Annotated in this window: 16 protein-coding genes; 9 read left to right on the top strand and 7 right to left on the bottom strand. The window is 64.0% G+C overall.

The window, feature by feature from the left end:
- Nucleotides 1-25 precede the first annotated feature (25 nt).
- From O1Y97_RS09505 to O1Y97_RS09490, 4 genes are all read left to right on the top strand, one after another.
- Nucleotides 26-1,717, top strand: coding sequence for a DUF1963 domain-containing protein (locus tag O1Y97_RS09505; RefSeq protein WP_318763843.1), 1,692 nt, complete (start codon nucleotides 26-28; stop codon nucleotides 1,715-1,717).
- Nucleotides 1,718-1,833: 116 nt separating this feature from the next.
- A complete protein-coding gene (locus O1Y97_RS09500; protein WP_183264254.1) occupies nucleotides 1,834-2,754 on the top strand; it encodes a LysR family transcriptional regulator in 921 nt (306 codons plus the stop codon).
- Between the two features lie 66 nt (nucleotides 2,755-2,820).
- Nucleotides 2,821-3,486 carry a DUF1007 family protein gene (locus O1Y97_RS09495; protein WP_318763842.1) on the top strand — a complete coding sequence of 222 codons (666 nt, stop codon included), beginning with the start codon at nucleotides 2,821-2,823 and terminating at the stop codon, nucleotides 3,484-3,486.
- A 13-nt stretch (nucleotides 3,487-3,499) separates the two neighbouring features.
- Nucleotides 3,500-4,591, top strand: coding sequence for a nickel/cobalt transporter (locus tag O1Y97_RS09490; protein WP_318764183.1), 1,092 nt, complete (start codon nucleotides 3,500-3,502; stop codon nucleotides 4,589-4,591).
- A gap of 6 nt (nucleotides 4,592-4,597) precedes the next feature.
- On the opposite strand, the gene O1Y97_RS09485 is transcribed toward O1Y97_RS09490, so the two are convergent.
- Nucleotides 4,598-4,804, bottom strand: a complete 207-nt coding sequence (locus tag O1Y97_RS09485) for a hypothetical protein (RefSeq protein WP_183264252.1) — start codon at nucleotides 4,802-4,804, stop codon at nucleotides 4,598-4,600.
- A 147-nt stretch (nucleotides 4,805-4,951) separates the two neighbouring features.
- Nucleotides 4,952-5,635, bottom strand: a complete 684-nt coding sequence (locus tag O1Y97_RS09480; protein WP_108609759.1) for a GNAT family N-acetyltransferase — start codon at nucleotides 5,633-5,635, stop codon at nucleotides 4,952-4,954.
- An 83-nt stretch (nucleotides 5,636-5,718) separates the two neighbouring features.
- On the opposite strand from O1Y97_RS09480, the gene O1Y97_RS09475 reads away from it, so the two are divergent.
- The gene (locus O1Y97_RS09475) at nucleotides 5,719-6,903 is read left to right on the top strand and encodes a pyridoxal phosphate-dependent aminotransferase (RefSeq protein WP_318763841.1); all 1,185 of its coding nucleotides are present in this window, start codon (nucleotides 5,719-5,721) and stop codon (nucleotides 6,901-6,903) included.
- Between the two features lie 80 nt (nucleotides 6,904-6,983).
- Nucleotides 6,984-7,835 carry a sterol desaturase family protein gene (locus O1Y97_RS09470; RefSeq protein WP_318763840.1) on the top strand — a complete coding sequence of 284 codons (852 nt, stop codon included), beginning with the start codon at nucleotides 6,984-6,986 and terminating at the stop codon, nucleotides 7,833-7,835.
- 6 nt (nucleotides 7,836-7,841) lie between these two features.
- On the opposite strand, the gene O1Y97_RS09465 is transcribed toward O1Y97_RS09470, so the two are convergent.
- From O1Y97_RS09465 to trhO, 3 genes are all read right to left on the bottom strand, one after another.
- Nucleotides 7,842-8,597 (bottom strand): SDR family oxidoreductase, encoded by a 756-nt coding sequence (locus O1Y97_RS09465; RefSeq protein WP_318763839.1) that lies wholly within the window; start codon nucleotides 8,595-8,597, stop codon nucleotides 7,842-7,844.
- A gap of 295 nt (nucleotides 8,598-8,892) precedes the next feature.
- Nucleotides 8,893-9,642, bottom strand: coding sequence for a tellurite resistance TerB family protein (locus O1Y97_RS09460; protein ID WP_318763838.1), 750 nt, complete (start codon nucleotides 9,640-9,642; stop codon nucleotides 8,893-8,895).
- 102 nt (nucleotides 9,643-9,744) lie between these two features.
- Nucleotides 9,745-10,674 carry an oxygen-dependent tRNA uridine(34) hydroxylase TrhO gene (trhO, locus tag O1Y97_RS09455; protein ID WP_318763837.1) on the bottom strand — a complete coding sequence of 310 codons (930 nt, stop codon included), beginning with the start codon at nucleotides 10,672-10,674 and terminating at the stop codon, nucleotides 9,745-9,747.
- A 185-nt stretch (nucleotides 10,675-10,859) separates the two neighbouring features.
- Here trhO and O1Y97_RS09450 point away from each other — a divergent pair, with 185 nt between their 5' ends.
- Nucleotides 10,860-11,729, top strand: coding sequence for an N-acetylmuramidase domain-containing protein (locus O1Y97_RS09450; protein WP_318763836.1), 870 nt, complete (start codon nucleotides 10,860-10,862; stop codon nucleotides 11,727-11,729).
- 144 nt (nucleotides 11,730-11,873) lie between these two features.
- Complete coding sequence (locus O1Y97_RS09445) at nucleotides 11,874-12,515, top strand: 2-dehydro-3-deoxy-phosphogluconate aldolase (protein ID WP_318763835.1); 642 nt, start codon at nucleotides 11,874-11,876, stop codon at nucleotides 12,513-12,515.
- A gap of 103 nt (nucleotides 12,516-12,618) precedes the next feature.
- Here O1Y97_RS09445 and O1Y97_RS09440 read toward each other — a convergent pair whose 3' ends face one another.
- On the bottom strand, nucleotides 12,619-14,352 hold the full coding sequence (locus O1Y97_RS09440) for a DUF882 domain-containing protein (protein WP_318763834.1): 1,734 nt from the start codon (nucleotides 14,350-14,352) through the stop codon (nucleotides 12,619-12,621).
- A 354-nt stretch (nucleotides 14,353-14,706) separates the two neighbouring features.
- Nucleotides 14,707-16,212: a sigma-54-dependent transcriptional regulator gene (locus tag O1Y97_RS09435; protein WP_183264244.1), complete on the bottom strand. Its 1,506-nt coding sequence runs from the start codon at nucleotides 16,210-16,212 to the stop codon at nucleotides 14,707-14,709.
- 166 nt (nucleotides 16,213-16,378) lie between these two features.
- Between O1Y97_RS09435 and O1Y97_RS09430 the strand changes: the two genes are divergently transcribed.
- Nucleotides 16,379-18,190, top strand: a complete 1,812-nt coding sequence (locus tag O1Y97_RS09430) for a M3 family oligoendopeptidase (RefSeq protein WP_404801275.1) — start codon at nucleotides 16,379-16,381, stop codon at nucleotides 18,188-18,190.
- Nucleotides 18,191-18,194: the final 4 nt, after the last annotated feature.

Genomic DNA, 18,194 nt, shown 5'->3' with positions numbered 1-18,194 from the left:
AGGAATCCGTCGCTAGCTTGCGCGCATGAGCCCATATACCCGCCCGATACTGGTTTTCGTCTTCATGGCCATGCTGGTGGCCCAGACGCTCACGCGTTTCCTCGACGGCCTGCCGGGTAGTGGCGTCTCCAACGGCGTCCAGGGCATCAATGCCTTCCTCGACTTCGTGCTCGTGTCCTGGATCGGCGTAGTTCCCTCTGCTGCCGTGCTCGCCCTGCTGACCGTCGTCTTCACGGTGCTGGCCTATCGCAGGCAACACAGCGAGCAGGAGCTGACTGGAAAGCCTGTCGTCAGGCGGCGTGCCGCCAAGGCTACGATGCCAACCATGCAAGCCCCCTCCCCGGAACGTATCGCCAAGGCGGTCGGAAGGCCCCCTCCCCAAGCGGCAGACCGGCCATTGACCGGCGCTGAGCACCAGTTCCTGGTCAAGATTCGGGAGGATCTGGCCGGCCAGCTCGTGCACGAACAGAAGCTCATGGATGCGCAGGCTACCGAGCCTGTGGTCGTACGGCTGGTGCCGCAGATTCCGCTGCGCGACGTCGATCACCCCAGAAGCTGGCTCGGCGGCGCGCCTGCCATGGCCGAGTATATCCCCTGGCCGGTGATAGACGGCCGCAACGCCAATTTCCTCGTGCAGATCTGCTGCGCCGATCTTCCCGCCGATCTGTGGGACGGCCTCGGTCCGCGTGACGGCTGGCTGGCCTTCTTCATCCACCCGACCGACTACGCGGTGCATGTGCTGCATCTGAGTGAGATGGGGCCGTGGCGGCAAGGACCCGAGGACCTGAGCATAGATGGCTGGTCCATCAGCTTGCCTTACGCGAAGTCGCGGCTGAAGCCGATCGACGCCTGGCCGCGCTGGCCGGTCGATCTGGTAGCGCTGCGGCCGGGTGACCCCGACCCTCGGCGGGAAGGATATAGCGAGGCCAGCCACGAAGTCTACAAACAGGGTTTCGACCTGGCGTCGCCGGAGCATCGCCCGTTCGATCGCTCCACCACCCTCGGAATGCTCGATATCGCGGAGGCGCGCCTCGTCGAATATCTGGCCGAGGATCTGATCACGCCGCTCCGACAGCAGCTCGAACAGGTACTTGACTGGCTCGCGGTCGCGGAAGCCGCGCCGGTACCGCCCAGAAATCTTGCCGAACTGCGCGAACGTGCCGCCACCTTGCCCGCACTGATCGAAGCGAGGACGAAAGGGCGTCCGATGCTCGAAGCAGCCCTGGCCCAGGTGCGGACAGTGGCCGAGCGGACCAATGCGGCATCGGACCAGACGCAACTTTCGGAGGATGAAATCGCCGCGATCACGGCCGAACTCGGCAAGTGCGAGATCATCTATCCGCGAGTCCAACAACTGCCGCTGACCGCCCAAAATGGGGAAGGATCATTGTGGGTCTGGGATTTCGAGTGCCTCCGGCTCGACCGGGCGCGACATGCCTACTCAAGATCGCCCGAGGCTTTGCCTCCAGCAATGCGCAGCTATTTCGAGGCAATCTGGAAGGATCAGGCCGCACATGAAATGGCGGGCATGGGTCACGTGCCCTTTGAGTATGTGCACCAGTTCGACCTCGACAAGGACGTGACCCTGCTCGAACTTCCCACCAGCAACCTGATGGGCTGGATGTTCGGCGACGTCGACAACCTGGTGCTGACGATCAGGAAGCAAGACCTCGCGGCGGGCAGGTTCGACGCTGTCGAGGTTCAAGTCTCGAACTGATCGCCACCCGCGCCGACGCGCATGGCACGACAAGCTCCGTGCCAGAGCACTTGACCCCCAGGTGTGAACAATCCTAGCGTCGTCGTAGCTAATTTTTGAACGAGACCGCAGGCACCATGGACACACTCACCCGGATGCGCGCCTTCATCGACGTCGTCGAGGCCGAAGGCTTTTCGGCGGCGGCACGCAAGATCGGCCGCTCCAAGGCGCTGCTGTCCAAATATGTCCGCGAGCTGGAAGACGAGCTCGGCGCCCTGCTGCTCAATCGCACCACCCGCCAGTTCTCGCTGACGGAAGCGGGTCACACCTACTATCGCCGCGCTTCCGAGATCGTCCGCGAGGTCGACAGCCTGGCCGATGCGGTGCGAGAATCCTCCGGCGACGTGCGCGGCCGCATCAAGCTGTCGGCGCCCCGCACCTTCGCCGACGCCCCGATCGGCCAGTCGCTGATCGACTTCGCCAAGGAGCACCCCGACATCGTGCTCGAAATCCATCTCGACGACCGTTTCGTCGACCTCGTCGAGGAAGGCTTCGACCTTGCCATCCGCATCTCCCGGCTCGAGAATTCCTCGCTGATCGCACGCCGGCTGGCGCCCTTCGGCATCAGGCTTTGCGCCTCGCCGGAGGCGATCGCCAAGCACGGCAAGCCGCAACGCCCGGCCGACCTCGCCAAGGTGCCCTGCATCATCGACACCAACGGGCGTTGGCTGTCCAACTGGCCCTTCGTCGGCGAAACCGGCGATACAGTAACCGTTTCGGTCTCTGGACCGATGGAGGTCAACAGCCCGCTGGCGGCACGGGCTGCGGCAGTCGCCGGCCTCGGCTTCGCCATCCTGCCTGATTTCATCGCCGCGCCGGACATCGATGCCGGCCGGCTCGTGGCCGTGCTCGACGACAACCGCCTTTCGGGCGGCGGCATCTTCGCCGTCTACCCTCACAGGCGTTATCTGCCGGCCAAGATACGCGTCTTCGTCGATTTCCTGGTGCAGTGGTTCAAGATCAATCCTTGCGACCATCCCGCAGAATTGAAAGGCTGAACGTCCCACTTTCGCCCTGTTTCTGATAATGGTCGGCTACATTCGAACCGCCGGACCACCAGTGCCATGATTCTGAAAATGCGAACGTCGATACTGGCCGCGGCCGGGGCAGCCCTGCTGGCAACGACAGTGCCGGCCAGCGTTCATCCGCACGTCTTCGCCGAAGCCCGGCTCGATGTCCTGCTCAACACCGACAACACGGTGAAGTCGCTGCGCCACCTCTGGCGCTTCGACGACCTGTTTTCCAGCACCGTGCTGATGGAGTTCGACAAGAATTCCGACCTCAAGCTCGACGAGGCCGAACTGGCCGAGGTTTCCAAGACGGTGTTCGAATCCATCGGCGAGTACAATTACTTCCAGGTCGTCACCCTGGACGGCAAGGATGTGGCGATGAAGCCGCCGGCCGGTCTGATCGCCGATTTGGAGGACCAGCAGCTCATCATCCTGTTCGAGGCTGAGCCGAAGGAGCCGCTGAAGCTCTCCGGAAAAATCGATTTCGGCGTCTACGATCCGACCTTCTATACGGCGATCGATTTCACCGAAGACACCAACCTCAACGTCGCCGACCTGCCCTCGATCTGCACGCGGCAGGTGATCCGGCCCGATCCCGACGAAGTGATCGCGCAGAACCAGGCCAACCTGACCGACGCCTTCTTCAACGACCCGACCGGCACCGACATGAGCAAGATCTTCGCCACCCGCCTCGAACTGAACTGCCAGGCCAAGGGGTGACCCCGTGAAGAAGATGACCATCCGCGCGATCTTCGCCCTTCTGTTGATCAGCTACGTGCTCAGCCATTTTTTCACCGGCCACGCCCATGCCCAGAGCTCGCTCGGCATCGGCACCAATGAGGCCATCGTTCCGTCGACCGGGCTGTTTGCGGGCCTGCTCAACTGGATCAATGTCCACCAGCAGCAATTCTACCGCTCGCTGACCGGCTCGCTGAAGGCGATGCGCGACGGCGAAGGCAGCGGCATCTGGCTGCTCGTCGGCCTGTCCTTCGCCTACGGCATCTTCCACGCCGCCGGCCCCGGCCATGGCAAGGCGGTGATCTCGTCCTACATGCTGGCCAACGAGGTGGCGCTGAAGCGCGGCATCATGCTGTCCTTCGTCTCGGCGTTCCTTCAGGGCCTGACGGCAATCGTGCTGATGACGCTGGTGTTCCTCGTGCTGCGCGGCACCTCGGTGTCGATGACCAACGCGACCTGGTTCCTGGAAACCATAAGCTACGCGCTGATCGCCGCTTTCGGCGCCTGGCTTTTGTGGAAGAAGCTCAGGCCGATGGCCTTCGGCCTGGCCGGCGCGACCGCGGGCCACAGCCTGTCGGCAGCACATGCCGGCCAAGCACACGGTCACGACCATGACCATGCCGATTGCGGCCACGATCATGCGCACGACGCTCATAGCCACGCGCATCACGATCACCACGGCCATGCGCACCATCACGCCGAGGGTGAGGTCTGCTCGACCTGCGGCCATTCGCACGCGCCCGATCCGAAGATGCTGGAAGGCAAGCATTTCGACTGGCGGACGGCGTGGTCTGCGGTCGCCGCCGTCGGCATCCGCCCCTGCTCCGGCGCCCTGATCGTGCTCAGCTTCGCCTTCCTCAACGGCCTTTGGGCCGGCGGCATCCTTTCGGTCTTTGCCATGGCATTGGGAACGGCAATCACCGTGTCAGCGCTCGCCGTGCTTGCGGTGACGGCGAAGAACTGGGCCGTCGCCATCGCCGGCGACGGGCGCGCCGGCAACCGCGTTCACAATACAATCGAGATCGGCGGCGCCGCCCTCGTCATGCTGATCGGCATCATGCTGCTGGCAGCCAGCCTGAGCGCCTGACCTCAGCTAGAGGCCCTTGTTGCGCTGGCTGCGCCCGCGCAGCCAGAACACGCCGAAGAAGGCCAGCACGAAAATGACCGCGATCACGCCGGCAGCCACGGTCGAATAGTCGCCGACAGCGAGCATGATCTTGGGCAGGAAATATGCAAACAGGCCGAAGCCGCCCAGGAAAATGGCGGCGGCGATGGCGGAATTGCGCGTCTTGGTATCCATCGGCTATCGGCCCCAGGGTTCCGGATGTTGCCGGGTGCGGTACCCGGCGTGACTCAACCTCATAGCGCCCGCCGGCGCATCAGCCAACGCGCCATGGCCGGTTCCATTGTCGCATGGCAAGCCCGCGGATCGTTGGCGCGGGTCGTCTCAGGCGCCGAATTCGGTGCGGAAATCCTCGAGGCGCCGCTTCTGCTGGCCCGCGGCATCGAAATTGGCCGGGTCGAGCCAGGCCTCATAGGCCCGTCGCAGCGCCGGCCATTCGGTGTCGATGATCGAATACCAGGCGGTGTCGCGGTTCTCGCCCTTGGCGACCATGTGCTGGCGGAAGATGCCCTCGAACTTGAAGCCGAACCGTTCGGCGGCGCGCTTGGAGGGCTCGTTGTGGTTGTTGCACTTCCATTCGTAGCGGCGGTAGCCGAGTTCGAAGATGTAGCGCGTAAACAGGAACTGCGCTTCGGTCGCCGCCGGTCGCCGGGAGACGATGTCGCTCCAGTAGATGTTGCCGATCTCGATGACGCCATGAGCCGGATCGATGCGCATCAGCGTCTGGCGGCCGGCCATCTTGCCGCTTGCCTTGTCGATGACGACGAAGAACAGCGGATCGTTGCTTGCCGCCGACTTGTCGAGCCAGGGCTGGAAGTCGGCGCGGGTCTGCGGCTTGGTGTCGAAAAGCCAGCGGAAGCGGCCTTCGGCATCCTCGGCGGTCGCCATATCGAACAGCCGTTCGCCATGCATTGCCGCGTCGAGCGGCTCCAGCCGGACATAATTTCCCTCGAGCACGATGCGCTCGGGGCGCGGCCTCGGCTTCCAGTCCCGCAGGTTCTCGGTCAACGATCTCTCCAATTCGTTTGACATGGCTGCCAGGAGTCTCGCAAAAATCCAGGGACATCGACAGCACCAGACGAGTGCCCGCAATGCTCCACACGATTTCCGCCTTTGAACGCCTTGGCGAGGAAAATGCCTTCGCCGTGCTCGCGCGCGCCACGGCGCTGCTGCACGAGGGTCGCGACATCGTCAATCTCGGTATCGGCCAGCCCGATTTCCGCACGCCCGAGCATATCGTCGAAGCCGCCATCAAGGCGCTGCGCGACGGCCATCACGGCTACACCCCGGCCAACGGCCTGCTGGCCACGCGCGAGGCGGTGGTGCGGCGTACTCTGGCAACCACGGGCGTCGAAGTCTCCCCCGAAAACGTCATGATCATGCCCGGCGGCAAGCCGACGATGTTCGCGGCGATCCTGATGTTCGGCGAGCCGGGCACAGAAATCCTCTACCCCGACCCCGGCTTCCCGATCTACCGCTCGATGATCGAGTTCACCGGAGCGACCCCAGTGCCGGTGCCGATGCGCGAGGCCAATGGCTTTGCCTTCTCCGCCGAGGAGACGCTGTCGCTGATCACCCCGAAGACGCGGCTTTTGATCCTCAATTCGCCGGCCAACCCGACGGGCGGCGTGACACCTCGCACCGAGATCGCCAAGCTGGTCAAGGGTCTGGAGGCTCATCCGCACGTCGCCATCATGTCCGATGAGATCTACGACGTCATGACCTATGACGGCGAGCGCCACAGCTCGCTGCTCGCCTTCCCGGAGATCCGCGACCGGCTGATCATCCTCAACGGCTGGTCCAAGACCTGGGCGATGACCGGGTGGCGCATGGGCTGGTCGATCTGGCCGAACGGAGCGGGCAGCGGCCAACTCTACGACAAGGTACGCAAGCTGGCGGTCAACTGCTGGTCCTGCGTCAACGCGCCGAGCCAGTATGCCGGCATCGCCGCAATCGACGGCCCGCAGGACGACGTCGACAGGATGATGCGCGCCTTCGACAGCCGCCGCCGCATTGTCGTCGAAGGGCTGAACGCCATCCCCGGCATTTCATGCATCTCGCCGAAGGGTGCTTTCTACGCCTTCGCCAATGTCGAAAAGACCGGCTGGAAGGCCAAGAAGCTCGCCTCGGCACTGCTCGAGGAAGCCGGCGTAGCCCTGATCGGCGGCCCGGACTTCGGCATCCTCGGCGAAGGCTACATCAGGCTGTCCTATGCCAACTCGGAAGAAAACATCCTGCGCGCGCTGGAGCGGATCGAGGCGTTCCTGGCGAAGTAGCAGCAGGGCCGCGCAAAGTTAACCATTTCGATTTATTCACATCCCACAATGGTACCAACAGTGGCATTGGGGGATGTTGCTTGCCTGACCTACCGTTCGAGCACCTGGCGAACGCTGCGCACGATTTCTGGCGAGCGATCTATCTGCCATTGCCGTTCTTCGTGCTGCTGGCGCTTGTCGTCAAGCGAGAGCGGTTCGTCGGCGACATCTTGAAGGCCGTTCCCCAGGCCAAGATCAACCTGCTGATCCACTTTATCGACGTGCTGCTGGTCGCACCGATACTGGTCGCCCTGGCACTGTTCATGAAGCAGGCGTTCGAGACCTACGACCTCGCCCTCGTCCCCGCCACCATGTGGGAGGGACTGCACCCGGCATTGGTCGGCCTCGCAGCCGTCTTCCTCGGCGATTTCATCGGCTATTGGCGTCATCGGATCGAGCATTCGGCCTTGCTTTGGCCGTCGCACGCCGTCCACCACAGCGACACGGAGATGACCTGGCTGGCGATCTTCAGGTTCCATCCGATCAATCGCCTGACGACAGTCGCGATCGATTTCGCCTTCATCCTGTCGATGGGACTGCCAGCCTACGCTATCCTCGTGAACTGGCTCGTGAGGCACTACTACGGCGCTTTCATCCACGCCGACCTGCCTTGGACTTACGGTCCGTTCGGTCGCATCTTCGTTTCGCCGGCAATGCACCGTTGGCATCACTCAGCCGAACCGATCGCCTACAACACCAACTTCGCGTCTGTGTTCTCGGTGTTCGACTGGGCCTTCGGGACGTTCAGGGTCCCCGGCGCATGCGACACTGCCCTGGGCGTTCCGCAGACGATGGGCAATGGCCTCATCGGGCAACTGACCTATCCGCTACGGCGCTCATCCTACCGCCACTTCGTCCGGCGCCTGACCCACTGGCGCAGCCGAAACGTCTGACCGACATCACCCCCGCCCGACATAGGGCATCTTGGTCGCCATCACGGTCATGAACAGCACGTTGGCGTCGAGCGGCAGGCCGGCCATGTAGACCACCGCCTCGGCGACGCGCTCGACATCCATCACCGCTTCCGCGGCAATCGAGCCGTCCGCCTGTTGCACGCCGACCGTCATGGGCACCGCCATCTCGGTCAGTGCATTGCCGATGTCGATCTGGCCGCAGGCGATGTCGAAGGGACGCCCGTCCAGCGCCAGCGTCTTGGTCAGGCCGGTGATGGCGTGCTTGGTCGCGGTGTAGGGCACCGAGCCGGGGCGCGGCGCATGGGCCGACACCGAGCCGTTGTTGATGATGCGGCCGCCCATCGGCTCCTGCCTGCGCATCGCCGCAAAGGCCGCGCGCGAGCACAAGAACGTGCCGGTCAGGTTGACCGCCACGACATCGTTCCAGGCCTCGACGGGAACCTCGTCGATGGTGGAGGCCTTGTAGCCCATGCCGGCATTGTTGAAGAGCAGGTCGACCCGCCCGAACGCCTCGGTGATGGTCTCGAACATGTCATCGACCTGATCGGGCCTGGTGACGTCGCACACGACGGCCAGGGCCCTGGCGTCGGTCTTGCCGGCATCTGCTATCGCCGCATCGAGCGACATCTTGCTGCGGCCGCAAAACACGGTGTTCCAGCCATCCCTCAGCAGCGCAGTCGCCACCGCCTTGCCGATGCCCTTGCCGGCACCGGTAACCACTGCGACCCTGTTGCTCGCCATGATGAAGCTCCTCCATGCGCATGACCAATCGCCGGCGGACGATCATTGTAGCGTCAACAATCTAGAGCGCCGACCCAAGCAAAACCAGATCGGCTGCCTTGATTGTAGCGATGGAGCGAAGGGAATCGGCCACAGAAAAAGGGCGGTCATTGGCGACCGCCCAGTTTTTCATCGAACCGTGCTTGGGAGGAGGAGAGCCGATCCGAGTAAGAAAAGGATGCGCCTGCTCGGTTAACAAATCCTTAACGCGAAAACCGGCCTTTTAGCTGCTTTTCACGAGCCTCCCGCAAGAGGCCTACCAGCGTGGGTTGACCTGCGGATTGGCCGAAGCCTCGATCGGTACCTTGACGCTCGACACCGTCGCCTCGACATGGTCGACCAGCGCGTCCGGCAGCTTCAGCCGGCCGGCGAGAAGGTCGAGATAACCGCGCTCGGCGCGCGTGTCGGGATCGATCGCAAGGCGCGAGGCCGTATAGAGTTCGACCTTCTGTGCGTCGGTCTGGGCCGCGGCGACGATCGAATCGAGATCCAGCGGCGCATCGAGCTCGGCCATCAGGAACTGCTCAGCCTCGGAACCAATGCCGGACAGGCTGAGCTTGTCGCCGATCTTCTTGCGCTCGTCGTCGTCGATATGGCCATCAGCCTTGGCGGCAGCGATCATGGCGCGGATCAGGGTCAGCGCGAATTCGGTCTCGCCCTGGGGCGCCTGCGAAGGATGGAAGGAATTGTCGGCCGGCGGCGGCAGAAGCTGCGGCTCGGCTTGTGGGGCGGCAGCAGTCTGCTCGGGGGCATTGCCGGCCTTGTAGTTCTGGTAGGCCTTGTAGGCGAGGCCGCCAATGGCCGCGAGGCCGCCGACCTTCAGCGCCGTGCCCGTGACCTGACGACCGGCACCGGTTCCGAGCAGCACGGCGACCAGCGCGCCTGCGGCGAGCGGATTGTCCTTGGCGAGTTGCGTCGCCTGCCCGGCCTTGTCCCGCACGGTGGAGCCGGTGCCTGGGATCTTGGAGCCGAGGAGATCGTCGAGCAGCTTCTTGGGGTCGAACATGGATGCCTCCGGTTGGGAATGTCGGTCGCCGTGAGGTAGGCGGACGATCGCGACATTACAATGACGCCGGTCAATTTGGCGAGGCAAACCCGATACAGCAGGTCAACTGCCGATGTGGGGGGCGTCGCCGCGTTGTTCTGCCAGCTCTACTTGGCGATGGCGCTCCGCGTAGCGGGCACGGTCCTCGGTAGTGCGGGTATCATGGCAGTGCGGACAGGACACGCCAGCCTCGAACTTGGGCGACAGCAACTCTTCCGGCATGAGCGGATGCCGGCAGGCGCGGCAAAGCTCGGCCTCGCCGACCGCAAGGCCATGCGACACCGAAACGCGCTCGTCGAAGACAAAGCACTCTCCTTGCCACAGGCTCTGCTCCGCAGACACCTCTTCGAGGTATTTGAGGATGCCGCCCTTGAGGTGGAACACCTCGTCGATGCCGAGCGACTTCACATAAGCCGTCGCCTTTTCGCAGCGGATGCCGCCGGTGCAGAACATCGCGACCTTGCGGCCCTCGAGCTCGCTGCGATGGCCCTCGACCCAGCCGGGGAATTCGCGGAAGCTCTTGGTCTGCGGATCGACCGCCCCGGAGAACGTGCCGATCGAAACCTCATAGTCGTTGCGCGTGTCGACGACGATCGTGTCGGGATCGGAAATCAGCGCATTCCAGTCGTGAGGCTCGACATAGGCGCCGACGCTGGCGAGCGGGTCGATGCCCTCGACGCCCATGGTGACGATCTCGCTCTTCAGCCGCACCTTCATGCGGTGGAACGGCATCTCGGTTGCCGCGCTGTACTTGACTTCAAGGCCGGCGAGTTCCGGCATGGCTTCAAGATGCGCGATCAGTTCGGCGATCGCCTCTCCGGTGCCGGCGACCGTGCCGTTGATGCCCTCGCGGGCAAGCAGCAGCGTGCCCTTGATGCCGCGGCCGCAGCAGAAGGCGGCAAGCGGCGCGTGCAGGTCCTCGAAGCGCTCCAGCCGGCAGAAGCGATAGAGGGCGGCGACGCGGAACTGGGATGCGGGTGTGGAAAGATTCATGGCGTGAGCCACTAGCGCTTCGCCTCATTTTTTTCAACGTGCAGCTGAAAGTGGAGCGATTACAGGCAGTTCCTGATTCGGGTCGGGTGTCGCACCGGAGAAAGACGGCCGATTTCCCGGGGTATCTTCTCCACGCCTGCGGAATTCCGGCGACAATGGTTGCGACGAAACGGAGAGTGTCGCGCATGTTCAGCAAGCAAACGGCCGATGAAATCGAGAAGGCGGCGCGCGAATTCGGGCTGGAGCCGGCCGCCCTGCTCGCCATTGCCGAGATCGAGAGCGCCGGCCAGGTCTTCGCCAGGGTCGACGGGCGCAACGAACCGTTGATCCGCTTCGAAGGGCACTATTTCGACCGCAGGCTTTCGGGCGACAAACAGGCAAGGGCGCGCGCGGCAGGCCTTGCCTCGCCGACGACGGGTGCCGTCGCCAACCCGCGCGGCCAGGCGGCGCGCTGGCAGATGCTCGAACAGGCGGCTGACATCGACCACCAGGCCGCCTATGAATCGACGTCGTGGGGCCTCGGGCAGGTGATGGGGTCGCACTGGCTGTGGCTCGGTTTCGACAATGTCGACGGGCTCGTCGCCGAGGCGCGCTCCGGCGCTGCCGGCCAGGCACGGCTGATGGCACGCTACATCGACAAGGCCGGCCTCAAGGAGGCACTCAACGGTCATGACTGGGAAGCGGTCGGACACGGCTATAACGGCCCGGGCTTCCGCAAGAACAGCTACCATACCAAGCTGGCCGATGCCTATCGAAGGCAGATCGACGGCCCAGCCCCCGGCGACCGGACGATGCAGGTCGGCTCGCGCGGCGAGCTGGTCACCGAACTGCAGGAAGCGCTCGTGGCACTTGGCTATCCGGTCGATACAGATGGTATCTATGGCCCGGGCACGGCGTCCGCGGTCAAGAAATTCCAGGCCGAGCAAGGCCTTGCCGTTGATGGCATCGCCGGTGAACGAACCCAAGCCGCGATACGCCGGGCGTTACAGCCTGGAGCAAGCGGGCTGTGGTCGGCATTGAAGTCCTGGCTCGCGGGTGTTTTCGGTCGATCTTAACGCGCCGGAGCGCTATGCAGGCACGCAAGGCGGTCCGGTTTTCCAGCTGACATGCGGGCCGCATCACCATGTCGCTGCAGGCTTCGTGGACTCGTTCTGCACGGTCTGTTAAATCGGTTGAAAAGTAACGATGGAGCGAGTGCCATGACCAGCAAAACCCAGAAACTGCTTGCGCTGCTGGATGGCCAGCCGGTCATTCCGGTACTGAAGATCGAACGTGCGGTCGATGCGGTGCCGCTGGCCCGTGCCCTCGCTCGCGGTGGCCTCAGGGCGATCGAAATCACCCTGCGGACAGACGAAGCGCTGGAATGCATCCGCCGCGTTGCCGCCGAGGTCGAGGACTGCATCGTCGGCGCCGGCACGATCCTCAACGCCCGCCAGTTCGACGAGGCGGTGGCCGCCGGCTCGAAGTTCATCGTCAGCCCCGGCCTGACCCGCGAACTGATCGTGCATGCCGCGACCAGCGATGTGCCGCTCTTGCCGGGCACCATCACTCCCGGCGAAATCATGGCCGCGCGCGAAGCCGGTCTCGACTTCCTGAAATTTTTCCCCGCCGAGCAGGCCGGCGGCGCGCCTTTCCTCAAGGCCCTCGCCTCGCCCATCGCCGACGTCAAGTTCTGCCCCACCGGGGGCATCTCGGCCAAGAACGCCAGGGATTATCTCAGCCTGCCGAACGTCGTCTGCGTCGGCGGCTCGTGGGTCGCCCCCGACGACATGGTCAAGGCAGGCGACTGGGCCGGCATCGAGGCGCTGGCCACCGAAGCAAACAAGCTGCGCAAGAACTGAGGTCTTGCCTTCTGCCCTTGTCGGAGACGGCAATATCTGGCCACCCCAACAAAAAAAGCCGCGCTGGCAGCCAGCGCGGCTTTTTTGTTGTCTTGTTCGTCGATCAGTTGTTCTCGAAACGAGCTACCGACAGGAACTTCACGGCACTGCCGGAGAAGCGATTGGCATCTGCCGCCTGGCTGCCCTGCTGGAAACCGGCCGTGTAGACCTCCTTCGGCGCGGTGCGGACGATGTTGTAGGCAAAGCCCGGCGCCTTGGTATTGGTCGTGACCGTCGTCACCTGCTCGCCGCTGCGCAGGGCCCAGCGCGCGGCGTCGGGCGCTGCGGCAACCACGACGGCCTTGGGCTCGGGCTTGGCTTCCTCGGCAACCGGACGGGCCGATTTGCGGGTGGTCTTGACGCTGCCGCCGATCGCAGCGGCCGGGTCCTGGCCCGCCGAAAGCGAGGCAATGGCGTTCTTCGGCGTCGCAGCCTTGGGCGCGGCAGTGGCCACGGCCTCGGGCTGGTCGAACACGGAGCGCTGCTCCGGCACCGGCGCGAGAGCCGCAACCTCGAACTCGTCGTCGGCCGCTTCTTCGGCTGGAATGTCGTCCGCCGCTGCGAGCGCTGCTTCCACCGTCATGTCCTGCGGACGCGACGAAGGCACCGGTGCATTGCCTGCTACAGCCGGCATGTCATCGCTGGAGGCCAGCGCCATCAGGACATTCTGGTTCTCGGGCGTGAGTTCGGCTGGCGGGTTGTAGTTCGGACGCCGGGTCGGCAGCGGAACATTGGCTGCGATCTGCTGTTCAACTGCGGTCGGCTGCTCGCCTTCGGCCAGCGGCGCCGATGCCGCGCCGAACGGCACGGTCTCTGCGGTCGCCACGCCGATCTCGGCCTGCGGCCGCGGCGCAATGCCCGGAAGCGGCACGCTGCGCGCGGGAAGTGCCGCGAGAATGGTCTCCGGTGCCTCTTCGGCAGGAGCCTCGTCGGCGACCTGCGGCAGTTCGGCCCGCTGCGCATTCTCGGGCGCTACGATCTGGATGCCGGGCAGCGACTTGGCGGCAGGCGCCTCGGCAATTGCCTTGGCCGGCGCCCTCTTGGGCGCAACGGCTGCCACTGCGATTTCGCCTGTATCCTCTTCCTCGTCTGCACCGCCGCCACCAAACAGTGCTGCAAACAGGCCACCGCTCCGCTTTGCCGGCGCCCCAGCGCTGGCAAGGACCATCTCGCCGCTCTTCTTGCGCGACTGATAGGAGGCCAGCGCCTGCTCGAAGCCGGGCAACGGCTTGCCGTCGCTCGGCACGTGCAGCGTCTTGCCGGACGGGAACACGGCGACGAGTTCGCGGCGGCTCATGCGCGGCCAGTGGCGGACATTGCCGACGTCCATGTGAATGAAGGGCGAACCGGAGCGCGGATAGTAGCCGACGCCGCCGGCCTGGACGCGCAGGCCCGAGTCACGCAGCTTCTTCAGCGGCACGCCGGGAATGAAGAAATCCATCGCCTTGCCGAGCATATGCTGGCTTTTTTCGGCAACGCCGCTCGAACGGCTGCGCAGCAGCGAATTGGTCGCCGGCGAACGATAGGCCGACACGACATGGATATAGTCGCGGCCGCCAGCAGAACGATAAGCCTCCCAGACCACGTCGAACAGACGCGGGTCCATTTTGGTCGGCTCGTTGCGGCGCCAGTCGCGCAGGAACTGATTGAGTTTCTTGAGTCCGGCAGCATCGTATCTGCCGTTGCGCTTGAACGTGATCTCAGCCCTTTCACCCGTGTGGGTGTAATAAAGCTTGAGGGTCCGCGTTTCGGCGGAGGCTGTCGCCTGAGAAGCTGTCAGGAAACCAAAAGTCAGCATCGCGGCGGTAAGCCACTTTTGCCAAACATTCGATTTCGAGCGACGCCCTTCGGTGTTCTCGATCCTGTTCAAATCAAAAGGCCCTGTTAGGCTGCCATCTGTCCCCGGATTTGAAGCCCGGACACTGTTACGGATTCGTGTCCGAATATCGATCCTAATGGTTAATCACTGCTTATTGAAGGCCAAATGCGGTAACACCATGGCGATATCCCAGCAAAAGGGAATCTCAGAATTTCATGGTAAACCGCTGGTTTATACGACAAAAATGGCGCTGAACAATTGAGCCTGCGGCCACAATTGGATGCGTCCCGCAAGCGACACGCAAGCTTTAATTCCAGATCGGCGGAGAAAATATCAGGACGCGAGTCGCTCGACGCGCCCGGTTTCCGGATCGATTCCGTATTCCTTGAGCTTGCGGTAGAGCGTCGAGCGGCCGATCCCCAGCCGTCGCGCCACTTCGCTCATCTGGCCGTTGTAGTGCTCGATGGCGAGCCGGATCATCTCGAATTCGACGTCGGCCAGCGGGCGCACATTGCCACGCTCGTCGAGCGCCCGCAGCATGCCGGGACGGGTCCGTTCCGGCGCGGATGACAACGGCGCAGCCGCAACCGCCTTTTCAGCGGATGTGTCCGCAAGCTCCTGCTTCGCCTCGCCGCCGAGGTCGACCACCCCTTCCACCTGGGCGCGGATCTGCGGGAACTCGTCTTCGGTCAGTACGTCGCCTTCGCAAAGCACGCAGGCGCGGAAGACGGCGTTTTCGAGCTGGCGGATGTTGCCCGGCCAGTCATGGGCCTGAAGCAACGCCAGCGCATTTTCCGAAATCATCGGGATCCGGCCATGCGCGCTTGCAGGCGCGACACGGGAAATGAAGTGGCTGACCAGCAGCGGAATGTCTTCGCGGCGGTCGCGCAGCGGCGGCACGAAGATGGGATAGACGTTGAGGCGATAAAACAGATCCTCGCGGAACTTGCCGTCCTTGACCTGCTGCAGGAGGTTGCGGTGCGTCGCCGAGATCAGCCGGATGTCGACCTTGACGGTGGAGCGGCCGCCGACCGGGTCGACCTCGCCTTCCTGCACGGCACGCAAAAGCTTGACCTGTACGTCGAGCGGCAGGTCGCCGATCTCGTCGAGGAAAAGCGTGCCGTTGTTGGCCTCGACGAACTTGCCTGGGTGCTTTTCCGTGGCGCCGGTGAACGAGCCCTTCTCGTGGCCGAACAGGATGCTCTCGACGAGATTATCGGGAATGGCGCCGCAATTGACGGTGACGAAGGGTTTCGAGCGCCGGTCGCCCGATCCCTGGATGGCGCGGGCGACGAGTTCCTTGCCGACGCCGGATTCGCCCTCGATCAGGATCGGGATGTTCGACGCCGACGCCTTCTGCCCCAGCCGGATGACCCGATCCATGGCCGGGCTTCTGGTGATCATGTCGCGGAAGGTAAGCAGCCCGCCGCTGCGGCGCGCCGTGCGCCGGACCGTATTCTCGACCGCTTCCACCTTGAGCGCGTTGGCGATGGCCGCCAGGAGCTTTTCCGGGGACGCCGGCTTGACCACGAAGTCGAAGGCACCGTTGCGCATCGCCGACACCACCGTGTCGATGCCGCCTTGCGCGGTCTGCACGATGACCGGAAGCGTGATGCCGCGCTCGCGCATCGCCTTGAGCACGCCGATTCCGTCCAGCCCGGGCATGGACAGGTCGAGGATGAGCACACCGATCTCGCCGCCGCGCGGCCCGTCGAGCATGCGCAGGGCCGCCTCGCCGCCGTCGACGGCGATCGCGGTGTGGCCGAATTTCGTCACCGCAGCGTCGACGAGGCGACGTTGGACGGGATCGTCATCGACTATGAGAATCGAACCTGCCATGAATGTCCGGAATATGCCCGTAGTTGCTTATTGGATGTGGATCATCCTGGCACAGGGTTCTAAATAAGGTTTCAAAAAAGCCGGTGAACGAATCCCTTAGGATTTGAATCGACTGGCCGAGGGAAGTGAAAAGGAAGACGCAATGCGTTGGAATTCCGGGCAAGAGATGTCAGCCACCGCCTCCGCCAGGGGCGCGGCAGGGTTTGGCGAGTTGCCCGAATGGGATCTCGCCGACCTGTATGCCGCCATGGACGCGCCCGAGCTGGCGCGCGATCTCGAAAAGGCCTCGGTCGATGCGGTGGCTTTTGAGGCCCGCTGGAAAGGCACCCTTGCCATCGAGGCCGAGCGCGGCGCGGCCGGCAAGCTCGGCCAGGCCATGCAGACCTATGAGGCGCTGGAGGAACTGGTCGGGCGCGTTGTCTCCTATGCCGGGCTTGTCTATGCCGGCGACACCTCGGACCCCAAGCGCGCCAAGCTTTACGGCGACGTCCAGGAAAAGATGACCGATGCCAGCGCGCATCTTCTGTTCTTCGCGCTCGAGCTCAACCTCGTCGACGATGCGCTGATCCTCAAGGCGCTCGATGCCGATCCTGAATTCGGCCACTACCGCCCCTGGGTGCTCGACCTCAGGAAGGACAAGCCCTACCAGCTCGAGGACCGCGTCGAGCAGCTGTTCCACGAAAAGTCGATCACCGGGCGCGGCGCCTGGAACCGGCTGTTCGACGAAACGATGACCGACCTGCGCTTCGACATCGGCGGCGAGGAACTGACGCTGGAGCCGGCGCTGAACAAGCTGCAGGACCCCGACGGCGAAGTGCGCAAGGCAGCCTCCGAGGCGCTGGCCGCGACCTTCCGCAAGAACCTGCGGGTCTTCACGCTGATCACCAATACGCTCTCCAAGGACAAGGAGATTTCCGACCGCTGGCGCGGCTTCGAGGACATCGCCGATTCCCGCCACCTCGCCAACCGGGTCGAGCGCGAGGTCGTCGACGCGCTGGCCGCCGCCGTGCGCGAAGCCTATCCGCGCCTGTCGCACCGCTATTACGCGATGAAGGCCAAATGGCTCGGCATGGAGGTGATGAACCACTGGGATCGCAACGCGCCGCTGCCCGAGACGCCCCAGGCGACGATTGGCTGGGACGAGGCCAAGGACACGGTGCTGACCGCCTATCAGAGCTTCTCGCCTGAAATGGCCGAGATCGCTCGCGACTTCTTCGACCGCCGCTGGATCGACGCGCCGGTGCGTCCCGGCAAGGCGCCGGGAGCGTTTGCCCATCCGACGGTACCCTCGGCGCATCCTTACGTGCTGCTCAACTACATGGGCAAGCCGCGCGACGTCATGACCCTCGCCCACGAGCTCGGCCATGGCGTGCACCAGGTGCTGGCCGGCGGCCAGGGCGCGCTGATGGCCTCGACGCCGCTGACGCTGGCCGAGACGGCAAGCGTGTTCGGCGAGATGCTGACCTTCCGCTCGCTGCTCGACCGCACCACCGACAAGCGCGAGCGCAAGGCGATGCTGGCCCAGAAGGTCGAGGACATGATCAACACGGTCGTGCGCCAGATCGCCTTCTACGAGTTCGAACGCAAGGTGCACTCCGAGCGCAAGAACGGCGAACTGACATCCGACCAGCTCGGCCAGTTCTGGCTCGAGGTGCAGGCTGAAAGCCTGGGCCCCGCGATCAAGCTGCGCGAGGGCTACGAGGTGTTCTGGTCCTACATCCCGCACTTCATCCATTCGCCCTTCTACGTTTATGCCTACGCCTTCGGCGATTGCCTGGTGAACTCGCTCTACGCGGTCTACCAGAATGCCGAACGCGGCTTTCAGGACAAGTATTTCGAGATGCTGCGCGCCGGCGGCACCAAGCATCATTCCGAACTCCTGAAGCCGTTCGGGCTCGACGCCACCGATCCCGCCTTCTGGCAGAAGGGGCTTGCCGTGATCAGCAACCTCATCGACGAACTGGAAGCGCTGGACTGAGCCC

Source organism: Aminobacter niigataensis, from assembly GCF_946995915.1.
GTDB lineage: Bacteria > Pseudomonadota > Alphaproteobacteria > Rhizobiales > Rhizobiaceae > Aminobacter > Aminobacter niigataensis.
Note: the sequence above shows the minus strand (reverse complement) of the source record. Positions and strands in the feature narration are given on the sequence as shown.